Annotated in this window: 24 protein-coding genes; 14 read left to right on the top strand and 10 right to left on the bottom strand. The window is 68.1% G+C overall.

Going from position 1 to position 20,503, the window contains the following annotated elements; genetic code table 11:
• The first annotated feature begins 54 nt into the window (after positions 1–54).
• The 7 genes from ACYVII_RS06735 to ACYVII_RS06705 all read left to right on the top strand — a co-directional run bounded on the left by ACYVII_RS06735 (position 55) and on the right by ACYVII_RS06705 (position 5,675).
• Positions 55–537, top strand: a complete 483-nt coding sequence (locus ACYVII_RS06735; protein ID WP_460532960.1) for an FBP domain-containing protein — start codon at positions 55–57, stop codon at positions 535–537.
• Between the two features lie 82 nt (positions 538–619).
• On the top strand, positions 620–1,009 hold the full coding sequence (locus ACYVII_RS06730; protein WP_460532957.1) for a DUF2255 family protein: 390 nt from the start codon (positions 620–622) through the stop codon (positions 1,007–1,009).
• Between the two features lie 114 nt (positions 1,010–1,123).
• The gene (pgi, locus tag ACYVII_RS06725) at positions 1,124–2,809 is read left to right on the top strand and encodes a glucose-6-phosphate isomerase (RefSeq protein WP_460532954.1); all 1,686 of its coding nucleotides are present in this window, start codon (positions 1,124–1,126) and stop codon (positions 2,807–2,809) included.
• A 52-nt stretch (positions 2,810–2,861) separates the two neighbouring features.
• Complete coding sequence (locus tag ACYVII_RS06720; protein ID WP_460532951.1) at positions 2,862–3,698, top strand: SDR family oxidoreductase; 837 nt, start codon at positions 2,862–2,864, stop codon at positions 3,696–3,698.
• A gap of 140 nt (positions 3,699–3,838) precedes the next feature.
• Positions 3,839–4,552, top strand: coding sequence for a TetR family transcriptional regulator (locus ACYVII_RS06715; RefSeq protein WP_460532948.1), 714 nt, complete (start codon positions 3,839–3,841; stop codon positions 4,550–4,552).
• Positions 4,549–5,145: a hypothetical protein gene (locus ACYVII_RS06710; protein ID WP_460532945.1), complete on the top strand. Its 597-nt coding sequence runs from the start codon at positions 4,549–4,551 to the stop codon at positions 5,143–5,145. Before ACYVII_RS06715 ends, ACYVII_RS06710 begins: the two co-directional genes overlap by 4 nt.
• Positions 5,142–5,675 (top strand): hypothetical protein, encoded by a 534-nt coding sequence (locus tag ACYVII_RS06705; RefSeq protein WP_460532943.1) that lies wholly within the window; start codon positions 5,142–5,144, stop codon positions 5,673–5,675. The genes ACYVII_RS06710 and ACYVII_RS06705 overlap by 4 nt, the downstream gene beginning before the upstream one ends.
• A gap of 106 nt (positions 5,676–5,781) precedes the next feature.
• On the opposite strand, the gene ACYVII_RS06700 is transcribed toward ACYVII_RS06705, so the two are convergent.
• Positions 5,782–7,356, bottom strand: coding sequence for a DEAD/DEAH box helicase (locus ACYVII_RS06700; RefSeq protein ID WP_460532940.1), 1,575 nt, complete (start codon positions 7,354–7,356; stop codon positions 5,782–5,784).
• A 352-nt stretch (positions 7,357–7,708) separates the two neighbouring features.
• Here ACYVII_RS06700 and ACYVII_RS06695 point away from each other — a divergent pair, with 352 nt between their 5' ends.
• Positions 7,709–10,030, top strand: coding sequence for a HelD family protein (locus ACYVII_RS06695; RefSeq protein ID WP_460532937.1), 2,322 nt, complete (start codon positions 7,709–7,711; stop codon positions 10,028–10,030).
• Here the strand turns inward: ACYVII_RS06695 and ACYVII_RS06690 are convergent.
• Positions 10,005–11,339: an MFS transporter gene (locus ACYVII_RS06690; RefSeq protein WP_460532934.1), complete on the bottom strand. Its 1,335-nt coding sequence runs from the start codon at positions 11,337–11,339 to the stop codon at positions 10,005–10,007. The genes ACYVII_RS06695 and ACYVII_RS06690 overlap by 26 nt on opposite strands.
• A 76-nt stretch (positions 11,340–11,415) precedes the next feature.
• Between ACYVII_RS06690 and ACYVII_RS06685 the strand changes: the two genes are divergently transcribed.
• Positions 11,416–12,237, top strand: a complete 822-nt coding sequence (locus ACYVII_RS06685; RefSeq protein ID WP_460532931.1) for a 2-phosphosulfolactate phosphatase — start codon at positions 11,416–11,418, stop codon at positions 12,235–12,237.
• On the opposite strand, the gene ACYVII_RS06680 is transcribed toward ACYVII_RS06685, so the two are convergent.
• The gene (locus ACYVII_RS06680; protein ID WP_460532928.1) at positions 12,221–12,595 is read right to left on the bottom strand and encodes a hypothetical protein; all 375 of its coding nucleotides are present in this window, start codon (positions 12,593–12,595) and stop codon (positions 12,221–12,223) included. The two genes, ACYVII_RS06685 and ACYVII_RS06680, sit on opposite strands and share 17 nt — an antisense overlap.
• An 18-nt stretch (positions 12,596–12,613) precedes the next feature.
• On the opposite strand from ACYVII_RS06680, the gene ACYVII_RS06675 reads away from it, so the two are divergent.
• The 3 genes from ACYVII_RS06675 to ACYVII_RS06665 are packed head-to-tail and all read left to right on the top strand — an operon-like array spanning position 12,614 to position 13,779.
• Positions 12,614–13,066, top strand: coding sequence for a hypothetical protein (locus ACYVII_RS06675; protein WP_460532925.1), 453 nt, complete (start codon positions 12,614–12,616; stop codon positions 13,064–13,066).
• A 28-nt stretch (positions 13,067–13,094) separates the two neighbouring features.
• Positions 13,095–13,337, top strand: coding sequence for a DUF6364 family protein (locus tag ACYVII_RS06670; protein ID WP_460532922.1), 243 nt, complete (start codon positions 13,095–13,097; stop codon positions 13,335–13,337).
• 10 nt (positions 13,338–13,347) lie between these two features.
• Positions 13,348–13,779, top strand: a complete 432-nt coding sequence (locus ACYVII_RS06665) for a PIN domain-containing protein (RefSeq protein WP_460532919.1) — start codon at positions 13,348–13,350, stop codon at positions 13,777–13,779.
• A gap of 131 nt (positions 13,780–13,910) precedes the next feature.
• On the opposite strand, the gene ACYVII_RS06660 is transcribed toward ACYVII_RS06665, so the two are convergent.
• Entirely contained in the window at positions 13,911–15,215 is a 1,305-nt protein-coding gene (locus ACYVII_RS06660) for a zinc ribbon domain-containing protein (protein ID WP_460532916.1), read from the bottom strand.
• A gap of 205 nt (positions 15,216–15,420) precedes the next feature.
• Between ACYVII_RS06660 and ACYVII_RS06655 the strand changes: the two genes are divergently transcribed.
• Positions 15,421–15,723 carry a DUF427 domain-containing protein gene (locus tag ACYVII_RS06655; protein ID WP_460533504.1) on the top strand — a complete coding sequence of 101 codons (303 nt, stop codon included), beginning with the start codon at positions 15,421–15,423 and terminating at the stop codon, positions 15,721–15,723.
• A 12-nt stretch (positions 15,724–15,735) separates the two neighbouring features.
• Here ACYVII_RS06655 and ACYVII_RS06650 read toward each other — a convergent pair whose 3' ends face one another.
• Complete coding sequence (locus ACYVII_RS06650; RefSeq protein ID WP_460532913.1) at positions 15,736–16,722, bottom strand: quinone oxidoreductase family protein; 987 nt, start codon at positions 16,720–16,722, stop codon at positions 15,736–15,738.
• A 92-nt stretch (positions 16,723–16,814) separates the two neighbouring features.
• Here ACYVII_RS06650 and ACYVII_RS06645 point away from each other — a divergent pair, with 92 nt between their 5' ends.
• The gene (locus ACYVII_RS06645; protein ID WP_460532910.1) at positions 16,815–17,474 is read left to right on the top strand and encodes a TetR family transcriptional regulator; all 660 of its coding nucleotides are present in this window, start codon (positions 16,815–16,817) and stop codon (positions 17,472–17,474) included.
• A gap of 36 nt (positions 17,475–17,510) precedes the next feature.
• Here the strand turns inward: ACYVII_RS06645 and ACYVII_RS06640 are convergent, their stop codons facing one another.
• The 5 genes from ACYVII_RS06640 to ACYVII_RS06620 form a co-directional block, all read right to left on the bottom strand.
• The gene (locus ACYVII_RS06640; RefSeq protein WP_460532907.1) at positions 17,511–18,383 is read right to left on the bottom strand and encodes an LLM class oxidoreductase; all 873 of its coding nucleotides are present in this window, start codon (positions 18,381–18,383) and stop codon (positions 17,511–17,513) included.
• A 167-nt stretch (positions 18,384–18,550) separates the two neighbouring features.
• Positions 18,551–19,198, bottom strand: a complete 648-nt coding sequence (locus tag ACYVII_RS06635) for a CGNR zinc finger domain-containing protein (protein ID WP_460532904.1) — start codon at positions 19,196–19,198, stop codon at positions 18,551–18,553.
• 147 nt (positions 19,199–19,345) lie between these two features.
• A complete protein-coding gene (locus ACYVII_RS06630) occupies positions 19,346–19,690 on the bottom strand; it encodes a type II toxin-antitoxin system PemK/MazF family toxin (protein ID WP_460532901.1) in 345 nt (114 codons plus the stop codon).
• Entirely contained in the window at positions 19,687–19,932 is a 246-nt protein-coding gene (locus ACYVII_RS06625; RefSeq protein WP_460532898.1) for a ribbon-helix-helix protein, CopG family, read from the bottom strand. The genes ACYVII_RS06630 and ACYVII_RS06625 overlap by 4 nt, the downstream gene beginning before the upstream one ends.
• 17 nt (positions 19,933–19,949) lie before the next feature.
• Positions 19,950–20,405: a SprT-like domain-containing protein gene (locus ACYVII_RS06620; RefSeq protein ID WP_460532895.1), complete on the bottom strand. Its 456-nt coding sequence runs from the start codon at positions 20,403–20,405 to the stop codon at positions 19,950–19,952.
• Between the last annotated feature and the right edge of the window lie 98 nt (positions 20,406–20,503).

The following is a 20,503-nucleotide window of genomic DNA, read 5'->3' as shown; positions in this document are numbered from 1 at the left end:
TCGTCTCTCACTCAATCGTGTGGCGTCGTCGTGCCGAGACGGAACAGGAGCCGCGTGAAGCCGCTGACAGTAGAAGACATCCGTTCGTCGTTCGTGAACGCCACACCGGAACAACTGGCGAGACTGCCCATTCCGGGCATCCACGAGACGATCTGGGACGAACGCGAGTTCCTCGGCTGGCGCGACCCGCAGGCATCCCACCTCGGTTACATCGTGCACTGGATGAACGACCGCCCCACCGGGATCGTCTTGCGTGCGGCAAGCGGCGGGCTGCGGCCGGGCATCGCGGCGATGTGCTCGTTCTGCCACTCCGCGCAGCCGGCGACGCAGGTGCGCATGTTCAGTGCGCCGCGGGCCGGCGAGTCCGGGCGCAACGGCAACACGATCGGCTCCTACATCTGTGACGACCTGGCGTGTTCGCTGCTCATCCGCATCACCCCGCCGCACGCGCAGTCCGCTGAGCACATCGCGGAGCGAGCGGATGCCCTGCTCGGCCGGGTGCACAACTTCACCGCTACGGTGATGAAGACGGCGTAACCCGCTGCCTCGAAGGGGGTACTGGGGTTACCGGGAACGGTCCGCACTCCCGTTCACGCTCGCGGTGCAGTTGACTGGGGACATGACCCCAGAACAGAGTGGCTGGAGCGCCGCGGAGCTCGACGCGATCGGGCGGTCGGACGAGTTGCAGATCGCCTCCCGCCGCGATGACGGCTCGCTGCGTCCCTACGTGACCATCTGGACGGTGCGCATCGGCGACGAGGTGTACGTGCGCTCCGCGTACGGCGCAACCAATCCCTGGTTCGTGCGGGCGAAGCGGGCCGGACGTGCGCGCATCCGTGCCGGAGGAGTCGAGCGCGACGTGACGCTGACTCCCGCCGGCGACGTGGATGGTGCGACTCTCGACGCCGAATATCACCGCAAGTACGACCGCTACGGGCAGCGCATCGTCGGAACGGTCGTGGGCGAGAAGGCCCACCCGAACACACTGCGCCTGCAGCCCGAGGAGTGAACGTGACAGTTCAATCGCCACTATCGCGGCTGACGCCGCTCACCCGCTCAATCGCCTCGGCTAAGCGAGCAAGCTCGCTCGGCTCTCGGCTCAATCGCCACTAGCGTTAACCAGGTGAATGCACCCGTCGACCCCACCACGACATCCGCCTGGGCAGAGCTCGAAGCCCACCGCAAAGCCTTCGCCCCGGACCTGCGCGGCTGGTTCGCTGCCGACCCGGGCCGCGTCGAGCGCCTGAGCTTCGGGCTCGCCGACCTGCACGTCGATCTCTCCAAGAACCTCGTGACCGACGACATCCTCGCTTCCCTCGTGCGCCTGGCAGAGCAGGTCGGCGTTGCCGATCGCTTCGCGCGGATGCTCGAAGGCCGCCACATCAACACCACCGAGGGCCGCGCGGTGCTGCACACCGCGCTGCGCAGGCCCGCGGATGCCTCGCCCGAGCTGGTCGTCGACGGCCAGCATGTCGACCACGACGTGCACGAGGTGCTCGACCGCATCGCCGCATTCGCTGATCGGGTGCGGTCAGGACAGTTCACCGGCGTGACCGGCAAGAAGGTCGCGACCGTGGTCAACATCGGGATCGGCGGTTCCGACCTCGGTCCGGTGATGGTCTACGAGGCCCTCAAGCCTTACGCGGATGCCGGCATCGAGGCTCGCTTCATCTCCAACATCGACCCCACCGACCTCGCGCAGAAGACGTCCGGGCTCGACCCCGAGACCACGCTCTTCATCGTCGCGTCCAAGACGTTCACCACGCTCGAGACGCTGACAAACGCACGCCTCGCTCGAGACTGGCTGTGGGAGGGGCTGCAGGCATCCGGTGCCATCGGCGGCGACGAGCAGAGCAGAAAGGATGCCGTCGCCCACCACTTCATCGCCGTCTCGACGGCGCTCGACAAGGTCGCCGAGTTCGGCATCGACACCGACAACGCGTTCGGCTTCTGGGACTGGGTCGGCGGGCGGTACTCGGTCGACTCCGCAATCGGCACGTCGCTGGCGATAGTGCTCGGACCGCAGAACTTCGCCGACTTCCTCGCCGGGTTCCACGCCGTCGACGAGCATGTCGCATCCACTCCGCTGGAGCGGAACGTGCCGGTGCTGATGGGGCTGCTGAACGTCTGGTACTCGAACCTGCTCGGCGCGCAGTCGCACGCCGTGCTGCCGTACTCGCAGCTGCTGCACCGCTTCCCGGCCTACCTGCAGCAGCTCACCATGGAGTCGAACGGCAAGTCCGTTCGGTGGGATGGTTCCCCTGTCACGACCACGACCGGCGAGGTCTTCTGGGGGGAGCCAGGCACCAACGGGCAGCACGCGTTCTACCAGCTGATCCACCAGGGCACCCGCCTCATCCCGGCGGACTTCATCGCATTCGCCGACCCGGCGTATCCGCTCAAGGACGGCGACCGCGACGTGCACGGGCTGTTCCTGGCGAACTTCCTGGCGCAGACGAAGGCGCTCGCGTTCGGCAAGACGGCCGAAGAGGTCGAGGCGGAGGGCACCACCGGAGCACTCGTCGCCGCGCGCACGTTCCCCGGGAACCGGCCGACGACATCCATCATGGGTGCGGCGCTCACGCCGAAGGTGCTCGGCGAACTGATCGCGCTGTACGAGCACATCACTTTCACGCAGGGCGTGGTGTGGGGCATCAACTCGTTCGATCAGTGGGGCGTCGAGCTCGGCAAGCAACTCGCCCTGCAGATCGCTCCGGCGATCGAGGGCGACGAGGCGGCGATCGAGGCACAGGATGCCTCCACCCGGGCGCTCCTGGACTACTACCACCAGCACCGGTCCGGTCAGTAACACGGTGTCGCCGGCGTCGCGCGGCTGCGGCGCCGGCCCTACCGTTGTCCCCATGGCAGAGGAGAACAACGGCAAGGTCTGGTTCATCACGGGCACCTCGCGCGGCTTCGGACGCGCTTGGGCGGAAGCAGCGCTCGAGCGCGGTGACCGGGTCGCGGCGACAGCGCGCGACGTGGCATCCCTCGACGATCTCGTCGAGAAGTACGGCGATCGGCTACTGCCCGTGCAGCTCGATGTCACCGACCGGGAGGCGGACTTCGCCGCGGTGAGAGCCGCGCACGAACGCTTCGGACGGCTCGACGTCGTCGTCAACAACGCGGGATACGGGCACTTCGGCTTCATCGAAGAGGTGACGGAAGACGAGGCACGCGCGCAGCTGGAGACCAACGTCTTCGGCGCGCTCTGGGTGACGCAGGCCGCGCTGCCGTATCTGCGCGCGCAGGGCAGCGGCCACATCATCCAGGTCTCGTCGATCGGCGGGATCACCGCCTTCCCGCTCGTCGGCATCTACAACGCGTCGAAGTGGGCTCTCGAAGGCTTCAGCCAGGCGCTCGCGCAGGAGGTGGCATCCTTCGGCATCCACGTCACGCTCGTCGAGCCTGCGGCGTTCGCCACCGACTGGGCGGGATCGTCGTCGAAGCACTCGGCAGAGTCGCCTGACTACGCCGACGTGCATCGCGCCGTGGCCGAGAGCCGCAAGCAGCGCAACTCGACGCCCGGCGACGCGGAGGCATCGGCCGCGGCCATCCTCAAGGTCGTCGACGCCGAGGAGCCGCCGTTGCGTGTCTTCTTCGGGTCCGGTCCGCTCGCCCTGGCGAAGGCCGACTACGCGGCCCGGATCGCAACGTGGGAGGAGTGGCAGCCGGTCGCCGAGCTCGCGCAGGGGTGACGCCGGGCGCTCGCCACTGAATCATCACGGACGGGCCGAGACTTTGACGCGAAAGCGTGGGTCTCGGCCCGTTTCGTGCATTTTCGATCGGTCGGCGGACGGCTCTTGCGCTGAGGTTGCCCGCGAGATACTTTTTGAACGTGTTCAAAAATGACAATACGGCTGGGGTAGATAAGCCGAGCTCGGACGCGAACGGACGCAAGTCGAAGTCGGCACGTACGAGAGCGAGCATCCGTGAGACGGCGCTGCGCTCGTTTCGGGAGAACGGCTTCGATGCCACCACAATGCGGCAGGTCGCGGACGAGGCGGGCGTCTCGCTCGGCAACGCGTATTACTACTTCCCGACGAAGAACCACCTCGTGCAGGAGTTGTACGTGGAGGTGCAGGAGGCGCATCGGGCATCCGTGGAGCCGCTGCTGGCGACATCGACCGACCTCGTGGAGCGGCTGGGGATCGTGTACCGGCAGGGTCTTGCGCAACTGGCGCCCTTCCACGAGTTCGCGCCCGGATTCCTCAGCGCGATGATCTCGCCGAAGTCGCCGCTCAACCCGTTGTCGGCGGAATCGATGCCCGCCAGGGAGATCACCATCGGCCTGTTCCGCGAAGCGATCACCGGGGCGAAGAGCCGGCTGCCGGTCGAGTTCGAAGAGCGGATGCCCGCAGCGCTTTGGCTGAGCTACCTGCTGCTGAGCCTGTACTGGTCCTACGACCACTCTGCCAGTCAGCGGCGCACCGAGCGGCTGCTCGATCAGGGGCTGCGCCTGCTTCGTGTCGCACTCCCGGCGATCCGGATGCCGTTCCTCCGTGCTCCGCTGCGGTCCGTACTCGACCTCGTCGCGGAGGCGGGACTGTGAACGCCATGGCGGTGCGCTACGGCGCATGGTCACCGCGGACAGCGGACCTCCCGAAGGCGTTCACGTTCGGCGAGTTCTCGCGTGGTGCGCTCACGGCGTTCCTCGTGTTCCAGCCGATGGGCATGGTCATCGCGCTCGTCAGCGGGGCGATCGTGCCGTGGGGTCTTCCTCCCGGGTCTACGAGCAACATCTGGGCGGCAGCGGTGTCTTCCGCGGCGATCGGCTTGATATTCGGCGCTGTCTACGGCCTGCCTTTCAGCGTCGCTGCGCTCCTTGTCGGAGCTCCCCTCGCCTATCTGCTCGGACTGTCTCTTCGTCGAGTGCGAGCCGACGCGGTTCACCTCATGGCGTTCGCGCTTTTCGGACTGGTGCTTGGTGCCCTGACGACGACGGCCGCCGACATGACAATGGGTGCGATCGGCGGTTCGGGGCTCCAGTTGCCCGACCTGGGCGAAGTGCAGGCTCACTACGCCGCCTTCGAGTGTGCGTCGGGGGTCGCGGTGACACTTGGCCGTCTCGTTGCATTGCGGAAGGCGAGGAAAGGGGATGCGGTCCTCCTCGGACTTCGCCACATGGCGGAGGGGCTCGAATGACTACGGTGCCTGCGCATCCTGCTCTGACATCGCCTCGCACCGCGGAGCAGCCGCTCGCGTTCACGGCCAACGAGTTCACGGCCGGAGTGTTCTGGGCCGTGCTGTGGTTCCAGCCGATGGCCGCGGCGATCACACTGGTGATCGGGCTCATCGTCAACCCTGCGACCGCGTTCGTCATGATGCTCATTGGCGGGCTTGTCGGTCTGCCCCTGAGCATCGCCGCTGCCCTCGTCGGAGCTCCACTGGCGTTCTGCATCGGCCGTGCACTCAGCGGCGAGCGGAGAGACCGCGTTCACCTTGCGGTGTTCAGCGCCTACGGCATAGCCGTCGGGTTGTTCACGATGGATGTGGTCGGCCTCGTTCTCTGGGGGAATCCCGTCGCCGCTGTGGTGCTCCTGCCTTACGCACTAGCCGTCGGAGTCGCAGTGCCCCTCGGCTGGTGGAAGACATCGCGCAGCGCGCTGGCGGCCGACACGGATGGGCGAACTGTTCCGCTCTCGTCGAACTCGCCGAGCACCGCCGGTTCATGACTCAGGAGAAAAGCTAGTGGTCATCAGCGGCACTGGCGACAACATGCAGACTGTCGGGATAGAGCTGCGCGATCGTCCTGAGCCTCGAACGACCGCGGCGGGCGCGTCAGCCCTGCGCGCGACGCGGTTCGCGCCCGCGGCCCGTCCCACCGTTCGGACGCACGACGTCGCCAACGCGGTAACCGGTACGAGCGGGTGCTGCACCGCCGCGGCGCGAGGACTGCCCGGCCGACTGCTGCCCACCACGGCTCGACGATTGGCCGCCGCGGGACGACTGCCCCGCCGCTTGCTGGCCGCGCGTGGGCTGCGCCCCTCGACCTGCACCGGCATGACCGCCACGTGCCGACTGGCTGCCGCCCGCCTGCTGCGTGCGGGCATCCGCTCCGCCCGACCCGCGGCCGCGACGACGGCCGCCGCGGGAGGCGTCGAGCGCCTCGGCTACCGTGCGGCTGCCGCCCTTGGCCGCGCGCTGCGGTCGCTGCTGTGCAGCCTTCGGCGCCGGCTTCACGTAGGGAGCCACCTCGCCCACGAGACGCGCCACCTCGGGCGACGTCGCCGTCACGGGCAGGGGGGTCGCCGCGATGGCGGCCTTGCGCAGCACGACGCGCAGGTCGTCCTTCTGCGTGGGCAACGCGATCGTGACGACGTCTCCGGTGGCACCGGCGCGGGCCGTGCGCCCGGAGCGGTGCAGATACGCCTTGTGCTCCGCCGGCGGGTCCACGTGCACCACGAGCTCGACGTCGTCGACGTGAACGCCGCGGGCTGCGACATCCGTCGCCACCAGCACCCGCACGCTGCCGTCGCCGAACGCGGCGAGGTTGCGGTCGCGTTGCGGCTGCGACAGGTTGCCGTGCAGATCGACGGCGGGGATGCCCGACTCGGTGAGCTTCTTGGCCAGTCGCTTGGCGTGGTGCTTGGTGCGCATGAACAGGATGCTGCGCCCCTTGCCGGATGCGAGCGCCTGCACGAGATCATTCTTCGACTCGACGCTGTCGACCTCGAATACATGGTGCGTCATGCGGTCGACGTGGCTTGTCTCGTCGTCCACCGAGTGCAGCACGGGGGAGTGCAGGAACCGCTTCACGAGCTTGTCCACGCCGTTGTCGAGCGTGGCCGAGAACAGCAGCCGCTGACCGGATGCCGGCGTCTTGTCGAGGATGCGCGTCACCACGGGAAGGAACCCGAGGTCGGCCATGTGGTCGGCCTCATCGAGCACGGTGACCTCGACGGCGTCGAGCGAGACGAAGCCCTGCTTCATCAGGTCTTCGAGACGGCCGGGGCAGGCGACGAGTATGTCCACGCCCGCTCGCAGCGCATCCACCTGCCGCTTCTGGTTGACGCCGCCGAACACAGTGGTGGTCGTCAGGCTGTAGGCGGCGGCAAGCGGCTCGAGTGCGGTCGCGATCTGCGTGGCGAGCTCGCGCGTGGGGGCGAGCACGAGGGCGAGCGGATGCCCGGCCCTGCGCTTGCCGCCGGCGAGCGTCGTGCCGAGTCGCGCGGCGATGGGCAGCGCGAAGGCGATCGTCTTGCCGGATCCGGTCTTGCCGCGGCCGAGCACGTCGCGCCCGGCGAGCGTGTCGGGAAGCGTGTCGGCCTGGATCGGGAACGCCTCGACCTTTCCGTCGCGTTCGAGCACGGCTACGAGGGGCGCGGGTACGCCGAGGTCGGAGAAGGAAGTCATGGGGTGCCTTTCGGGCAGCCGTCGTGGCGCGCACGACGGAAGTGTGGCGAAGGCGCCGGGTGGCGCATCCGTTCGCCGTGAGAAGGAATCGAAAAAGCGAGGGTGCCGGCGTGCGGTGTGCACGGGCTGTCTCGCGAGCTGATGCGCTCTGACGACGCAGGCGTGTCCCGACAGCGGGAACGCAAGAGCCACCAGCGTATCAGGCTTACGCGTGCTGTAACGCCGAGAGTGCACACCCACCCCGAGACTGCGGTCATTACCCGACGTCTCGGGCGGGGCATGCAGTCTCGCGGGCGCGAAGCGGGGCACGGCCACTAAACTGGTCGATCCTGACTGCGAACCGGGGGGACGCGTGCACGAATCGGAACTCGTTCGCGAACGCCGCGTCGTCGCCGACCTCTACGCCCGGCTCGACGCACTCCGCGAGGACACCGTGCAACGTCTGGCAGCCGTCCGCAGGCAGAGCGCGGGCGGCACGCATCAGGCACGTGGCGAACGGGATGCCTACGCACGGCTCTACGAGGACCGCATCCTGCAACTGCGCGAGGTCGAACCCCGTCTCGTGTTCGGCCGGCTGCAGCTGGAGGCATCCGGTTCTTCCGAGGAACCAGAGTCCGACGACCCGCTTCGCGACCCGCGGCTCCGCTACGTCGGGCGCACCGGACTGCGCGACGACGACGAGCACACCGTTCTGCTGGACTGGCGTGCCCCGCAGGCCAGCGCGTTCTACCAGGCGACCGCCGCGAATCCGCTCGGCGTCGCCGCACGGCGGCGGCTGACCATGCGCGACCGCAACGTGCTGCGGGTGGACGACGAGGTGTTCGACTCCCGCCTGCTCGAGCAGCCGGGAACCCGGCCAGACGAGGTCTCCGGCGACGCCGCCCTGATGGCGGCGCTGATATCGCAGCGCACCGGACGCATGAACGACATCGTCGCGACGATCCAGGCCGAGCAGGACCGCATCATCCGTTCCGAGCTGCGTGACGCTCTCGTGGTGCAGGGTGGTCCCGGCACCGGGAAGACCGCGGTGGCGCTGCACCGCGCCGCATACCTGCTGTACGCGCACCGGCAGAAGCTGCAAGGCTCCGGCGTGCTCGTCGTCGGGCCGACGCACGCGTTCCTCACCTACATCGAGGAGGTGCTCCCGTCGCTCGGCGAGTCCGGCGTGGTGATGCAGAGCCTCGGCGAGTTGTTCCCCGGGGTCTCCGCCGACACGGATGACCCGCCCGCCACGGCCCAGCTCAAAGGCTCCAAACAGCTGGTGAACCTGATCCACAGAGCCGTCGAGTCGCGCCAGCGGGTGCCGGGGGAGGCATCCGTCGTCGAGGTAGACAACGAGCGGCTCATGGTCGAGCCGGCGCTCATCGCGGATGCGCTACGGCGCGCCCAGCGCACCGGCAAGCCGCACAACGAGGCGCGGGTGACGTTCGTCAAGCACGCGCTGACGGCGCTCACCGCCCGGCTCGCCGAGCAGTTGCGCAAGAAGGGGCAGACGCTCGACGAGGAGGACCTCGCCGTGCTGCGCGAAGACGTGCGCACGAGCTACGACGTGCGCGTTCTGCTCAACACGGCGTGGCTGCCGCTGACGCCGCAGAAGCTGCTCGCCGACCTGTACGCGCGCCCGCAGTGGCTGGCGGAGCTGACGCCGAGGTGGAGCACCGAGAAGCGTGCGTTGCTGCGGCGGCCACGGGATGCCCCGTTCACGATCAGCGACATCCCGCTGCTCGACGAGGCGGCCGAGGTGCTGGGCGAGGCCGCCGACGTGCGTGACCAGGCGCAGCGGCAGGCCGCGAAGGAGCAGCGCAAGCGCGACCTCCGCGTGGCCCGGGCGGCGATCGCGGATGCCGGTGCCGAGTCGTTCGTCACCGCGGAGCAGCTGGTCGACCAGGCCGCAGGCCAAGGCGACGGACTCACGACCGCCGAGCGGGCGGCATCCGATCGCACCTGGGCGTACGGGCACGTCGTCGTCGACGAGGCGCAGGAACTCAGCCCCATGCAGTGGCGCCTTCTGGTGCGACGCTGCCCGATGAAGTCGTTCACGATCGTGGGCGACATCGCGCAGTCGTCGTCGGCGAGTGGAGGACGCAGCTGGGCGGATGCCGTCGGCCCGCTCTTCAAGAACCACTGGCGTCTCGAGGAGCTCACCGTCAACTACCGCACGCCGGCGCAGATCGCGCGGCAGGCGGAGGCGTTCGCCCGCTCGCACGGGCTGCCGATCACGCCCGCCCGGGCCGTGCGCGAGGGCGACTGGCCGGTGCGTGAGGTGATAGCCCCCGCCGTTCAGGTCGCGAATTCGGTCGTTTACGGCCCGTCGAAACGGCAGACTTCGCGACCTGAAGCGGAGGTCGTGGGTGCGACGGTCGAGGCCGTTGCGCACGACCGGGGCATCGACGACACCGGGACCCTGGCCGTCATCGTGCCGGTCGCGCTCGCCGACGAGGTGGCGGATGCCGTCTCCCGTCGCTTCGGAGCGGATGCCGGTCGCGGCGCATCCGGACTGGTGAAGCCGATCGTCGTGCTGACTGCGCAGGACGCGAAGGGCCTCGAGTTCGACGCCGTCGTGATCGCGGACCCCGACGCGCTGGTCGCGGAGTCGCCGCGCGGGGCATCCGCTCTCTACGTCGCGATGACGCGGCCGACGCAGCGGCTCACCCTCGTGCGTCCCGCGGACTAGCGCCGCCCTCGGCACGCTGGTTCTCGCCGCGGTCCTGCGTCCCGCCCGGGGCACGCCGCCTCGGGTGGACGAAAAGCATCAGCAGCCCAGCGGCCGCGAGGCATGCGCCAAGGAACAGGAAGGCGAGAGTCGACCCGGTGCCGCCGACGAGCCATCCGACGACGACCGGGCCGACGAAGCCGCCGAGTCCGCCGATGGCGTTGACGGCACCCATGCCGGTGCCCGCGATGTTCTCCGGCACGACCTCCGGGATGAGTGCGAAGTACGGCCCGTACGGCGCGTACAGGAGGCCGGTGGCGACGATCAGCAGGATGAACGCCGGCAGGAAGTTGCCGATCCCGATGAGGAACGAGAAGTAGAAGACGACCGCGCCGGCGAGCAGGCATCCGAGAACCAGCCAACGTCGCTGATGGGTGCGGTCCGAGACCCACGACGCGATGATCATGAGCACCGTCGCGAGAGCGTATGGAATCGCGGTGAGCACTCCGGTGGCGCCGATGCCGGCGCCGGACATCGACTTGAGCACGGTGGGCAACCAGAACACGACGCCGTACACGCCGATGCTCCACAGTCCGTACTGGATCGCGAGAAGGATGACCCGCGGCGACTTGAGCGCCGACCACTGCTTGGCAGGCGGCTCGCCCCGCGTTTCGTCGTCCAGGCGTCGCCGCAGCTCCTCCCGCTCGGCATCGTGGAGCCAGTCGGCGTCGGACGGCCGGTCGTCGACGAGGTAGCGGAAGATGAAGGCCCACACGATGGCCGGCAGCCCCTCGATGATGAACATCCAGCGCCAGTTCGTGGCCTGGATGATGTAGCCGGAGAGTGCGGACATCCAGAGCAGCGTGACCGGATGCCCGAGGATCATGAACGAGTCGGCTCGCCCTCGCTCCGCATCGCTGAACCAGTGCATCAGGAACACCAGCAGTGCGGGGATCACGGTCGCTTCGACAACGCCGAGCAGGAAGCGGTCCACCAGCAGGAGCGGGTAGTTCGGGATGACGCCCTGGGCTGCCGCGAAGAGTCCCCAGAGGATGAGCGACCAGAACAGCAGCCGTTTCGCGCTGCGCTTCTCGGCGAACGCGGCAGCCGGCACCTGGAAGATGAAGTAGCCGAGGAAGAAGAGGCCACCGAGGAGCCCGGCCTGAAAGCTCGAGATGTTCAGGTCGTGCTGCAGCCCGCCCGCAGCGCCGATCGAGTAGTTGCCTCGATCGAGATAGGCGAAGCTGTACGTGACGAAGACGATCGGCAGAAGTCGCCGCCAGCGCTGCGAAGTGGAGAAGGATGCCGTCTCCCCGGCCGTTGTGCTCACGTAACGCCTCTACCCGATCGCAGGCAGCGCTAATCGTCTGCCGATCCACCCGGGCCGGCGCCGCTACCATGGCCGGGTGAAGACGCCCCTGAGTCCCGACGAACCCACCCAGCAGCGTTACGAGGTGCGCTTCGACTGGGGCCGCGAAGGGCTGCGCAGCATCGCGCAGACCGCTGGCGTCATCGTCGTGATCGACGCCATCTCGTTCACCACGACGGTGCAGATGGGCGTCGCGCTCGGGCTTCAGGTGCAGCCGTACGCGGGGCTGCGACACGAGGCAGAAGCAGCGGATGCCGCCGGCGAGTTCCCGGATGCCCGCCTCGCCGGTCGCCGTGGCTCGCCGGGGGTCTCGCTGTCACCGTCCAGCATGACGGAGCGGAACGTCGCCGACTTCGGTGCCGACCGCGCCGTCGTGCCGTCGCTGAACGGATCCCGCCTCACGACGCTCGCTGCCGGATTCGGGGTGCCCGTGCTCGCGGCCAGCCTGCGCAACCGCACCGCGGTCGCCCGCTGGATCCTCGACTACCAGGAGCGCATAGGCCGCCGCACCATGGTTGCCGTGGTGGCCGCCGGTGAGACGCGCACCGACGAGACTGTGCGGTTCGCCGTCGAAGACCTCCTCACCGCCGGTGGCGTGATCGACGCCCTCGGCAAGGTGGGCATCGACGCGTGCTCCCCCGAGGCCGCGGCGGCGTGCGCCGCGTACACGGGACTCGAGCGAGGCATCCGTCACATGTTCACGGCATCCGTGAGCGGCGGCGAGCTGCTGAAAGACGACCAGGGCGAGGACATCGCCGTGGCCTACCAGACGGATGTCTCCTCCGTCGTCCCGGTACTCGTCGGTGGCGTCTTCATGGATGCCTCACCGCGGGAAGTCGCGGTCAGTGCCGCAGGCTGAGGCTGCTCGCCTCGGGCTCGCTGAATCCCTGTCCGACCTGGTCGTTATTCCCGCCGGCGACGGCAGATTCGGCCAGGAAAGCTTCGACGACGTGAATGTCCATTCCGAATGTGTCGTCCTCCCCGTGCATGGTCGCCTTACCTTCCGTCACGCTCCACGCTCGCACCGACGCTGACATCGACGCCCTGTTCAGGATCGCTGCAGACCTGAGCACGTGGGAGGAACGGAACCGGTCGGCGCCGGCGCCGCTGACCCGGAGCGCATACAGCATCGCGTAGAGCTCGAGTTCTCCACCGGACCGGGCATCGGGCGGACTATCCACAGAAGGCGAGACAGCCGGAGCGGGGGACCGCGGCATGGGACCAGGATCGACCCCATGAGTTCCCATAATCCTTCCGCCCTTCGTGAGCGCGTGCTCGATGGCGACGACGACCTGACCTCTTTGTTGAATTTCCTGCTCCTCCGCGCCAATCGTCGCCAGATGTGGCTGCTCTTCCTCGACAACCGACGACGCCTCGGCGACCCGATCATGCCTATGGACGACTATCCCGAAAACCCGGATGACATCGTGTCGACGGACGATCTGGGCGAGCTGCCGCACGCCGGGCTGCTCATGCATCGCGCAGAGATGATTCGAGGTGTCTCGAACAATGCGGCCATCGTGCTCGTCTGGGAACGTCTGGGTCCCAGATCGATCGATGTAAGCACTGCGACTTGGGCCCGGTCGATGGCTCAGGCGGCTCGACAGTTGGGCGCACCGCTCCGGGCGCAGTTCCTGTTGCACAACAGCGGCATCCGCCAGCTGTACCCGGATGACTATGTCGGCTAGCACATGGACCAGCGCTACACTGGTTCACATGGCTACGACGCGGAACATCACCCTAGCGTTGCCGGCAGATCTCATCCGGCGAGCAAAGATCTACGCGGCCGCCCACGACACCTCGATCTCCGCTCTAGTAGCCGACGTCCTGGCCAACCGTGTGGAGTTGGAAGACGACTACGACGAGGCATGGGCTCGCGAGTTCGAACTGATGCGAAGCGGTATGTATCGCATCGGCGACGTGACGTGGACCCGGGATGAGTTGCACGAGCGAGTCTGAGGAGCTGTCGGTGAGTGATTCGCAGCGTGCGTTCTTCGATACGAACGTTCTGGTCTATGCGTATGGCGAAACCGACGACGATCGTCACGGTCGGGCAGCGGAACTCTTCGAGGCGGCCATCCGAACCAGGTCTGCGGTTCTCAGCACGCAGGTGTTGCTCGAGTTCTACGTGACGCTCACGCAGAAGATCAAAAGCCCGGCTCCTTTGTCCGCGGTGGCCGCGAGAGAACGACTGCAACTTCTCTCTCGCGGTCCCGTGCATTCACCTCTTCCGGAAGATGTCGTGGCCGCGGCCGCGATAGCCGACGAGTCGCGGATCTCGGTGTGGGACGCGATGATCATCCGCAGCGCCTCACGGATGCAGTGCCCCGTGCTGTGGACAGAGGACTTGAACCACGGCCAGATCATCACGGGCGTCGAGATCCGCAATCCCTTCCGCTGACTCGCACCACCGGTGAGCTGCACGCGCGCTTTTCCGTCGCGTCGAGGGCGATCGGGGGCTCCTTCATCGGAACCGATCGAACCGCGGATGACCTCTTCTGTGGCGGCGCGAAGCTGATTCTGTGACCGTCGTCACGCGGAGCCCTGGGAAGCCTTTCCTGACCAGTCGATCGAGGCGAAGATCGCCTTGCCGTCCTTGTCGAAGCCGGTGATCTCGCCATCCACCTGCACCGGAACCGGCGCCTCGGAGAAGACGATTCCGGAGCTGCCGTCGTCTGCGGTGTAGTCGGCGAGGAACGTCGCCGACCCGTTCGTCGTGGTCGTGACCGGCCAGCCGTGCCCGTCCCACGGGCCGATGTCGAAGACGGGAGCCGAGGCGAGCGTCCACTTCAGGTTCGAGAGGTGCAGATCCGGATACGTGTTGTTCAGGTAGAAGCTGCACCCTGTCGGCGTCAGGGTGGGTTGGGCGATGCACCCCGCGACCCATCCGTTGACGGCGTCGTTCGCGGCGTGCTGACCGGCGTTGGTGAACGTCGCCTCGAGCACGACGACGCCCTTGCCCGACGAGGCTGCCGTTGAGTTCAGGTCGGTGATGGTGGTGCTCTTGTCCGCGACCGTGTAATTCGCGGTGCTGGGCAGCGAGACGTCGTAATGACCGGGCAGAGCATCCAGCTCCATGTCGCTGTGCGAGCCGACGGTCGTGCCGTTCACAGTGACGCCGTCCGAGGCCGGTGCCCCTACCGCGATCTTCACTGTCGGGAGCTTGATCGGCTCGAGCTTCCACTTCGTGAAGAAAAGCATGTCGGTGCCGCTGTTCTTCAGCCGGAGCACCTCGCTGTAGCGGCTCGTGCCCTGCCGGTACTTGACAGTCACTATCGCTTCACTGCCCGCCGTGCGCGCGGGTTCGATCGAGTAACCCGTCACATGCTGGCTGGTCTTGGAGTAGACCTTCTGCGTCACTAGGGGGCTGCGGGTGTCGATGTTCCCGGCCTTCACGGCCGCCTTCACGTCGCCCTTCACGAGCGCGTCGAGGTACGGCTTCACCGCCGCCTGCGGTGTGTGAGAGGCGGTCTCGACGGATGCCCACACCACCCCCGCGATGATCAGCACGACGATCGCGGCGCCGCCCGCGATCAACCAGGTGAGCACGCGGGATCGCTTGGGCTTGGCCGCCGCTTCAGCGGTCGCCTGCTCGCTCGGGTACTGCTGGGTCGGGTACTGCTGCGTCGGGTACTGCTGCGTCGGCTGCTGGCCCGCCCCGTACTCCGGCGGTGGTCCGTACTGTGGTGGCTCGGTTGGTGCGGGCCAGGATGCCGGATCGGCCTGGGATGCCATCGGCTCAGCGTTAGCGGGTCTGGTCGGGGATGCCGCCGGCTCGGTTTGCGGCGAGGTCTCGGCGCCTTCCGTCGCATCGTCGGGCGGGACTGGTCCGGTCATCAGGTGCTCCGTAGTACGAAGGGCGGCGTGCGCCGTGGCGAGCACAGCCTATCTGCGCAGCGGAGCATCGCAAGAGCAGGGTAGACCGCGGTGTCGCCCGAGGGCGACCGGCGCGCGTCGGGCGGGAATGGCATCCGCTCTCATCGTGTTGCCCACGACAGCGTCGCGAACGCCAGAAGCGTGCTCGCGAGGAAGGATGATCACCGTGAAAGCCGTCGTGAACGACACCGTCATCGCCGAGGCTCCGGTCGAAGAACTGATCAAGATCGAGGGCAACTGGTACTTCCCGCCGTCGAGCGTCAAGTCCGAGTTGCTGGAGACGAGTCCCACTCCCTACACCTGTCCCTGGAAGGGCGAGTGCCAGTACTTCACGGTCAACGCCGGCGGCCAGCACCTGCAGGACCGCGCGTGGAGCTACCCGCACCCGTACCCCACGGCGTTCGATCGGGTGGGCAAGGACTTCAGCGACTACGTGGCGTTCTGGAAAGAGGTTCAGGTCGTCGAGTGATCCTCTCCCGGCTCAGTCCGGGACGATCACGGCGCGCGTGCCCGACGCGCCCGCGGCGGTCCAGGCATCCGCGATCCTGCTGAGCGGGAACACCGAGGTCGGCACGTCGACGGTGCCGGCGGCGATGAGCCCGAGGTAGACCGGGACTTCGCGCATGAGCACCGCCATCGAACTGCTGCCGGCGCCCGAACCGCTGATTCGGATGCGCGTGCTGCGCAGCAGCGCGGAGGGCACGGATGCCTCTGCACCGGCCAGCGAGCCGATCTGCACATACACGACGTCGCCCTCGTCTTCGTCGAGACCTCGGCGTGCGAGCGCGTCGAACGTCGCCTCTGCCGGTGCGCCCCACACGAAGTCGAGCACGATCGACGGACTCACGCCGCTGAGCGCGGACCGGATGTTCGTTGCATCCGTCTCGCTTTCCCCGGTGAGTCGCACCGTCTCGGCTCCGAGCCCGGTCACGGTGCGCAGCCGATTCTCGTCGCGGCCGGCCCCGATCACCCGGGTCGCGCCCAACGCGAGCGCGTTCTTCACTGAAAGGACGCCGGCTGTGCCCGTCACTCCCAGCACCAGGACGGTGCCCAGCCCCCTGCCACGTCCGGCCGAGTCCAGTTCGCTCTTGCGCGCGGTGAGGGGCATCCACGAGGAGAGCCCGGGGTTCATTCCACCGGCCACCTGCACCGGGTCGGCGCCATGCGGCAGAGCCATGCGCATCCGGACGGGAACGGACATCCGTTCCGCAATGGTGCCGAACGGCGGCGTGACAAAGCCGGTGTAGGCGAGGGTGTCGTCGGTCATACGGGCAACGGCGTCGACGCCGGGAATCGATGGCCAGATCCCGTGCGATCCGTAGTGCCGGCCAGCGGCGAGCGATCGCACAACCGGGTGGATGCCGGCCGCCACCAGCGAGACGATCTCGTGCCCCTCGTCGGCTTTCGGCTCGTCGAAGTCCGCATACCGCGGAGCCGCGCCGGCGGATTCGATCACTGCTGCCTTCATCAGGCTCTCCTTAACTTTGTTAAGGGTTAGCGTTCCTTAACAACGTTAAACTGTCAAGCGCGCAATGAGAGCGCCCGGCAGGAGGTCGCAGGATGGCGAAGGGTCTGACGAGGGCGGCCATCGTGAACGCAGCGCTCCGCCTGCTCGACAAGGTGGGCATGGAGGGCATGACCGTGCGCGCGCTCGCCGCCGAACTCGGCGTCAAGGCCCCTGCGCTCTACTGGCACGTGCGCGACAAGGCGGAGCTGCTCGACGAGATGGCCACGCAGGTGTGGCGCGAGATCGTCGATGAGCTTGCGGGAGCGCCGGCTGATGCGGCATGGGACGTCGGCCTGCGGCGTTTCGCCGAGGTGCTGCGTGCGGCGCTGCTGCGCCACAGGGACGGCGCCAAGGCGTTCAGCGGCACCTACCTTACGGACGCCGACGTGCTCGCCTCGCAGGAGGAGGGCATGCGCAGCTGGGCAGCACAGGGCTTCACCGTTGCCGACACCGTGCGTGCGTTCACGCTCACCAGCAGCTTCGTCGTCGGCTTCTGCATCGAGGAGCAGGCCGTGTTGCAAGCGGATGGCCGCCAGCAGTACGACCCGAAGGCGCGAGCCGAGCGCGTGGGTGCAGCGGAGCATCCACTCGTGGCAGAAGCGGGGGAGTCGCTCTTCGGCGATCGGGATGCGCAGTTCGCCTCGCTCGTGGACGTAATCGTGGAGGCCGTAGGCCGATTCCGTGCGAAGGGGGCGGGCGGCCCCCAACGCTAGCCGTCGAGCGCGCGCCGCGGCCGGCGGGTCACGCCATCAGCCGACGAGGCGCGCCACCTCGCCGACTCGCCCGAAGTATGCCGCGAGGTTGGGCTCGGAGCGCGGCGGCAGCAGCACGACGTGCTGCACACCGGCCGCCGCGAAACGGCGGACCCCCGCAGCCACCTCGTCGACCGTGCCGGTGAGCACTCGCTGGGCGACGTCCTCCGGAACGTCGCCATCCCAGTCCGCGACGAGGCTGTCGAGTGCGTTCGGCCCGAACGCGGCCGCAGCATACGCGACGATGTCCGGATCGCCGGCGCGGCCGGCATCCGCTCGCCCTGCGCGCAACTCGGCGACGGCATGCGCGACCTCGTCGATGGTGTGGCGGCTGTCGAGCACGACGCCGTCGGCCACCTCGCCGGCGAGCCGCAGCGTCTTGGGGCCTTCCGCCGCGGCGAGGACGGGTGGCACCTCGGCGGGCGGCCAGTCGAGGCGCACCGCATCGAGCGCCACGTAGCGCCCCTCGGTCGTCACGGTCTCGCCTGCCAGGAGCGCCCGAAGTGCCGAGACCTGCTCACGCATCAGCGTCAAGGGCGACGCGACGCGGGCGCCGACCTGCGCCATCCAGGATTGGACGCCGTGTCCTACGCCGGGCAGAAAACGGCCGGGGAACATCCTGGCGATCGTGGTGATCTCCATCGCCGTGACGGCGACGTTGCGGAGGGGCATCGGTGCGATGCCGATGCCTACTTTCAGTCGGGACGTGACCGCGAGTGCGGCGGAGACGGACGCGAAGGCCGACTCGCGAAAACAGTCCTCCCACAGCCACAACTCGGCGACACCGGAGCGCTCGGCTGCGCGCGCGGCATCCGGCAGCGCCTCCGGCGGGTATGGATACGGACTGAAGATCGCGCCGACGCTGGTCATACCGCGACTCTGGCACGTACCTCCGACGCAGGCGAGGACGAGGCCGCAACTTGTGGACGCCTCTGGTCGCCTCGCCGGCCCCGAACGACAACCAGCGTCCACAGTTAGGGTCGCCTCGGGTCGGCCCGGGCAGTTCGGGTCGGGTCAGTATCGGGGTAGGTTGCGGCTCAGAGCCCGGCGGCAGCGGCGTGCCGCGCCCGGTGCGCACGCACCTTCGCCCGGTTCCCGCAGCGCTGCATCGAGCACCAGCGACGGTTGCGGCTGCGCGAGACGTCGAGGTAGACGAGCGGGCAGTCCTCTGCACCGCACGAGCGGATTCGCTCCCGCGCCTCCTCCCCGCCGAAGACCGCGACCGCGTCGCGGGCGATCGCCGACAAGGCCTGCGTCGCCCTCGGCCGGGAGCGGCCCGCCTGTCTGCTGCCTCCGGCGAGGGCCGGCGGCAGGTCGGGCGTGGAGGCGTAGAGGTTGACGACATCCACGTCGCGACCTGTGAACGGATGCCCGTGCAGCGCCGCGTAGGCGAGGTTCGAGATCGCCTCCCGCAGGGTGAGCGCATCGCGGAGCTCGTGGTCTGCGCAGGTCGCGTCGATGGCGGGAAACCGGTCGTGCAGCCAGGCAGCGAGGTCGTCGGGCGTGCGCAGCCGCTCCCACGGCTCGTTCGGCACGCGATCGCCGTCCCCAGGGGCAGCCATGCCGCCGGTGTAGGCGAAGTCGAGGCACAGGCATCCGGAATCGAACCACCAGTGCACCCCGTCAGCGGAGTCGAACCACTGGCCGGTCTCGCCGACCCGCGCTCCATTCAGAGGCCGAGCCACCGGGCTCTCCGTTGTCGTTCCTGTCATCTTTGAGGGGTCATCCGATCCGCTTGCGGGGGCTGAACCATCTTGCCGTGTTCGCGCCAGCCTCCGTGGCCACGACGCCGGAACCGCATCGCACCGTACGGCGTTCCCCTTCGCTCTGCGTCAAATGCCCGCGACGAGCCGGATGCCTGCGGCGATCTCCGAAAGGAGGAACCCCGGGATGTGGCCCGCCGGGTACGGGTCGAGAAACGTTCGGTCGACGGGGCCGAGTTGTGAGACGAGAGCCACGGAGGGTTTGTCGAGTCCTGATGCCTCCTCGGGAATGAGAACATTGCCGGGGAACTTCGCGAGCCGGGCGTTGGAGGTAAGAGGCACGACCAGTGCGGTCTGAATGGCAGAGGCGAGCAGCCAGTCCTCCTGGACGATCACGGCCGGACGGACTTTTGCGGGCTCCGAGCCGCGTGGCTCGCCGAAGTCCACCCACACGACGTCGCCTCTGCGAATCACCAGTCCGTCTCCTCGCGCAGCAGGCGCTCGGACTCTCGAACGAACAACCCGGCTTCGGAGGGCTGTCCTGCCTGCTCGATCGCTGCATTTGCCAACGCCGTCAACTCGGACTCGCCCTCGAGGGCATCGGCATAGTGCTGCCCTGCGATCCGGAAGAACTCGGATCGGTTCAGTCCGTGACGCGCGGCCACCCGTTCGAATCGGTGGAAGTCGTCTTCCGGAAGCGAGATCGCGGTCTTCATCCCTTCAGTATGAATTGTTATACCCACCTTCGCTCCCATTGGATGAGGAACTCGTGCGAGAACCGGCGCGAGCACTTCGCGCACGACATCGTGCGGGTCGGCCTGCGGTACCGGTAGTGCACGTGGCCGCGCGGGCAGCGGCCCACCCAGGGCGCGAGGTCTTGTGCGACCGGCTTGTCGAGCGTGCGCTCGCCGACGTAGCCGAGGTCGCGCGCGATGGCCCGCCAGCGCTGCCCGTGCCCGGCCGCCGGTCCGGCAAGAGCGTGCGCCACCTCGTGCAGCAGAACCTGGTGGATCTCGTCGTCGTCGAACCGGGCGGCGAGGTAGCGCGAGACGGTGATGCGCTTCGTGGAGTGGTTGCACTGACCGCCGCGGGTCTTCGCGTTGTCGAAGCCGAAGGTCCAGGCATCCGTGTCGAGGTGCATCGCGATCAGCGCCTCGGCCCACCTGCGTACCTTTACCAGTTCTGCCACCCTACGAGGCTAACGACGACGTGCGACCGAGGCCGTCGCGCGCGGAGGTGCTGTGCACGCGCCTGCTTGCCCGCAGGGTGGGGAGGGAAAGCGTGGAT

The organism is Humibacter ginsengiterrae (assembly GCF_054780115.1).
This window is presented reverse-complemented; position numbering and strand designations above follow the sequence as displayed.

Coding starts and splice junctions, on each gene's coding strand:
- ACYVII_RS06730 (WP_460532957.1), top strand. CDS start 620: ATGACCCCAGAACAGAGTGGCTGGAGCGCCGCGGAGCTCGACGCGATC.
- ACYVII_RS06720 (WP_460532951.1), top strand. CDS start 2,862: ATGGCAGAGGAGAACAACGGCAAGGTCTGGTTCATCACGGGCACCTCG.
- ACYVII_RS06705 (WP_460532943.1), top strand. CDS start 5,142: ATGACTACGGTGCCTGCGCATCCTGCTCTGACATCGCCTCGCACCGCG.
- ACYVII_RS06700 (WP_460532940.1), bottom strand. CDS start 7,356: ATGACTTCCTTCTCCGACCTCGGCGTACCCGCGCCCCTCGTAGCCGTG.
- ACYVII_RS06680 (WP_460532928.1), bottom strand. CDS start 12,595: ATGCCGCGGTCCCCCGCTCCGGCTGTCTCGCCTTCTGTGGATAGTCCG.
- ACYVII_RS06675 (WP_460532925.1), top strand. CDS start 12,614: ATGAGTTCCCATAATCCTTCCGCCCTTCGTGAGCGCGTGCTCGATGGC.
- ACYVII_RS06670 (WP_460532922.1), top strand. CDS start 13,095: ATGGCTACGACGCGGAACATCACCCTAGCGTTGCCGGCAGATCTCATC.
- ACYVII_RS06660 (WP_460532916.1), bottom strand. CDS start 15,215: ATGACCGGACCAGTCCCGCCCGACGATGCGACGGAAGGCGCCGAGACC.
- ACYVII_RS06650 (WP_460532913.1), bottom strand. CDS start 16,722: ATGAAGGCAGCAGTGATCGAATCCGCCGGCGCGGCTCCGCGGTATGCG.
- ACYVII_RS06645 (WP_460532910.1), top strand. CDS start 16,815: ATGGCGAAGGGTCTGACGAGGGCGGCCATCGTGAACGCAGCGCTCCGC.
- ACYVII_RS06640 (WP_460532907.1), bottom strand. CDS start 18,383: ATGACCAGCGTCGGCGCGATCTTCAGTCCGTATCCATACCCGCCGGAG.
- ACYVII_RS06625 (WP_460532898.1), bottom strand. CDS start 19,932: ATGAAGACCGCGATCTCGCTTCCGGAAGACGACTTCCACCGATTCGAA.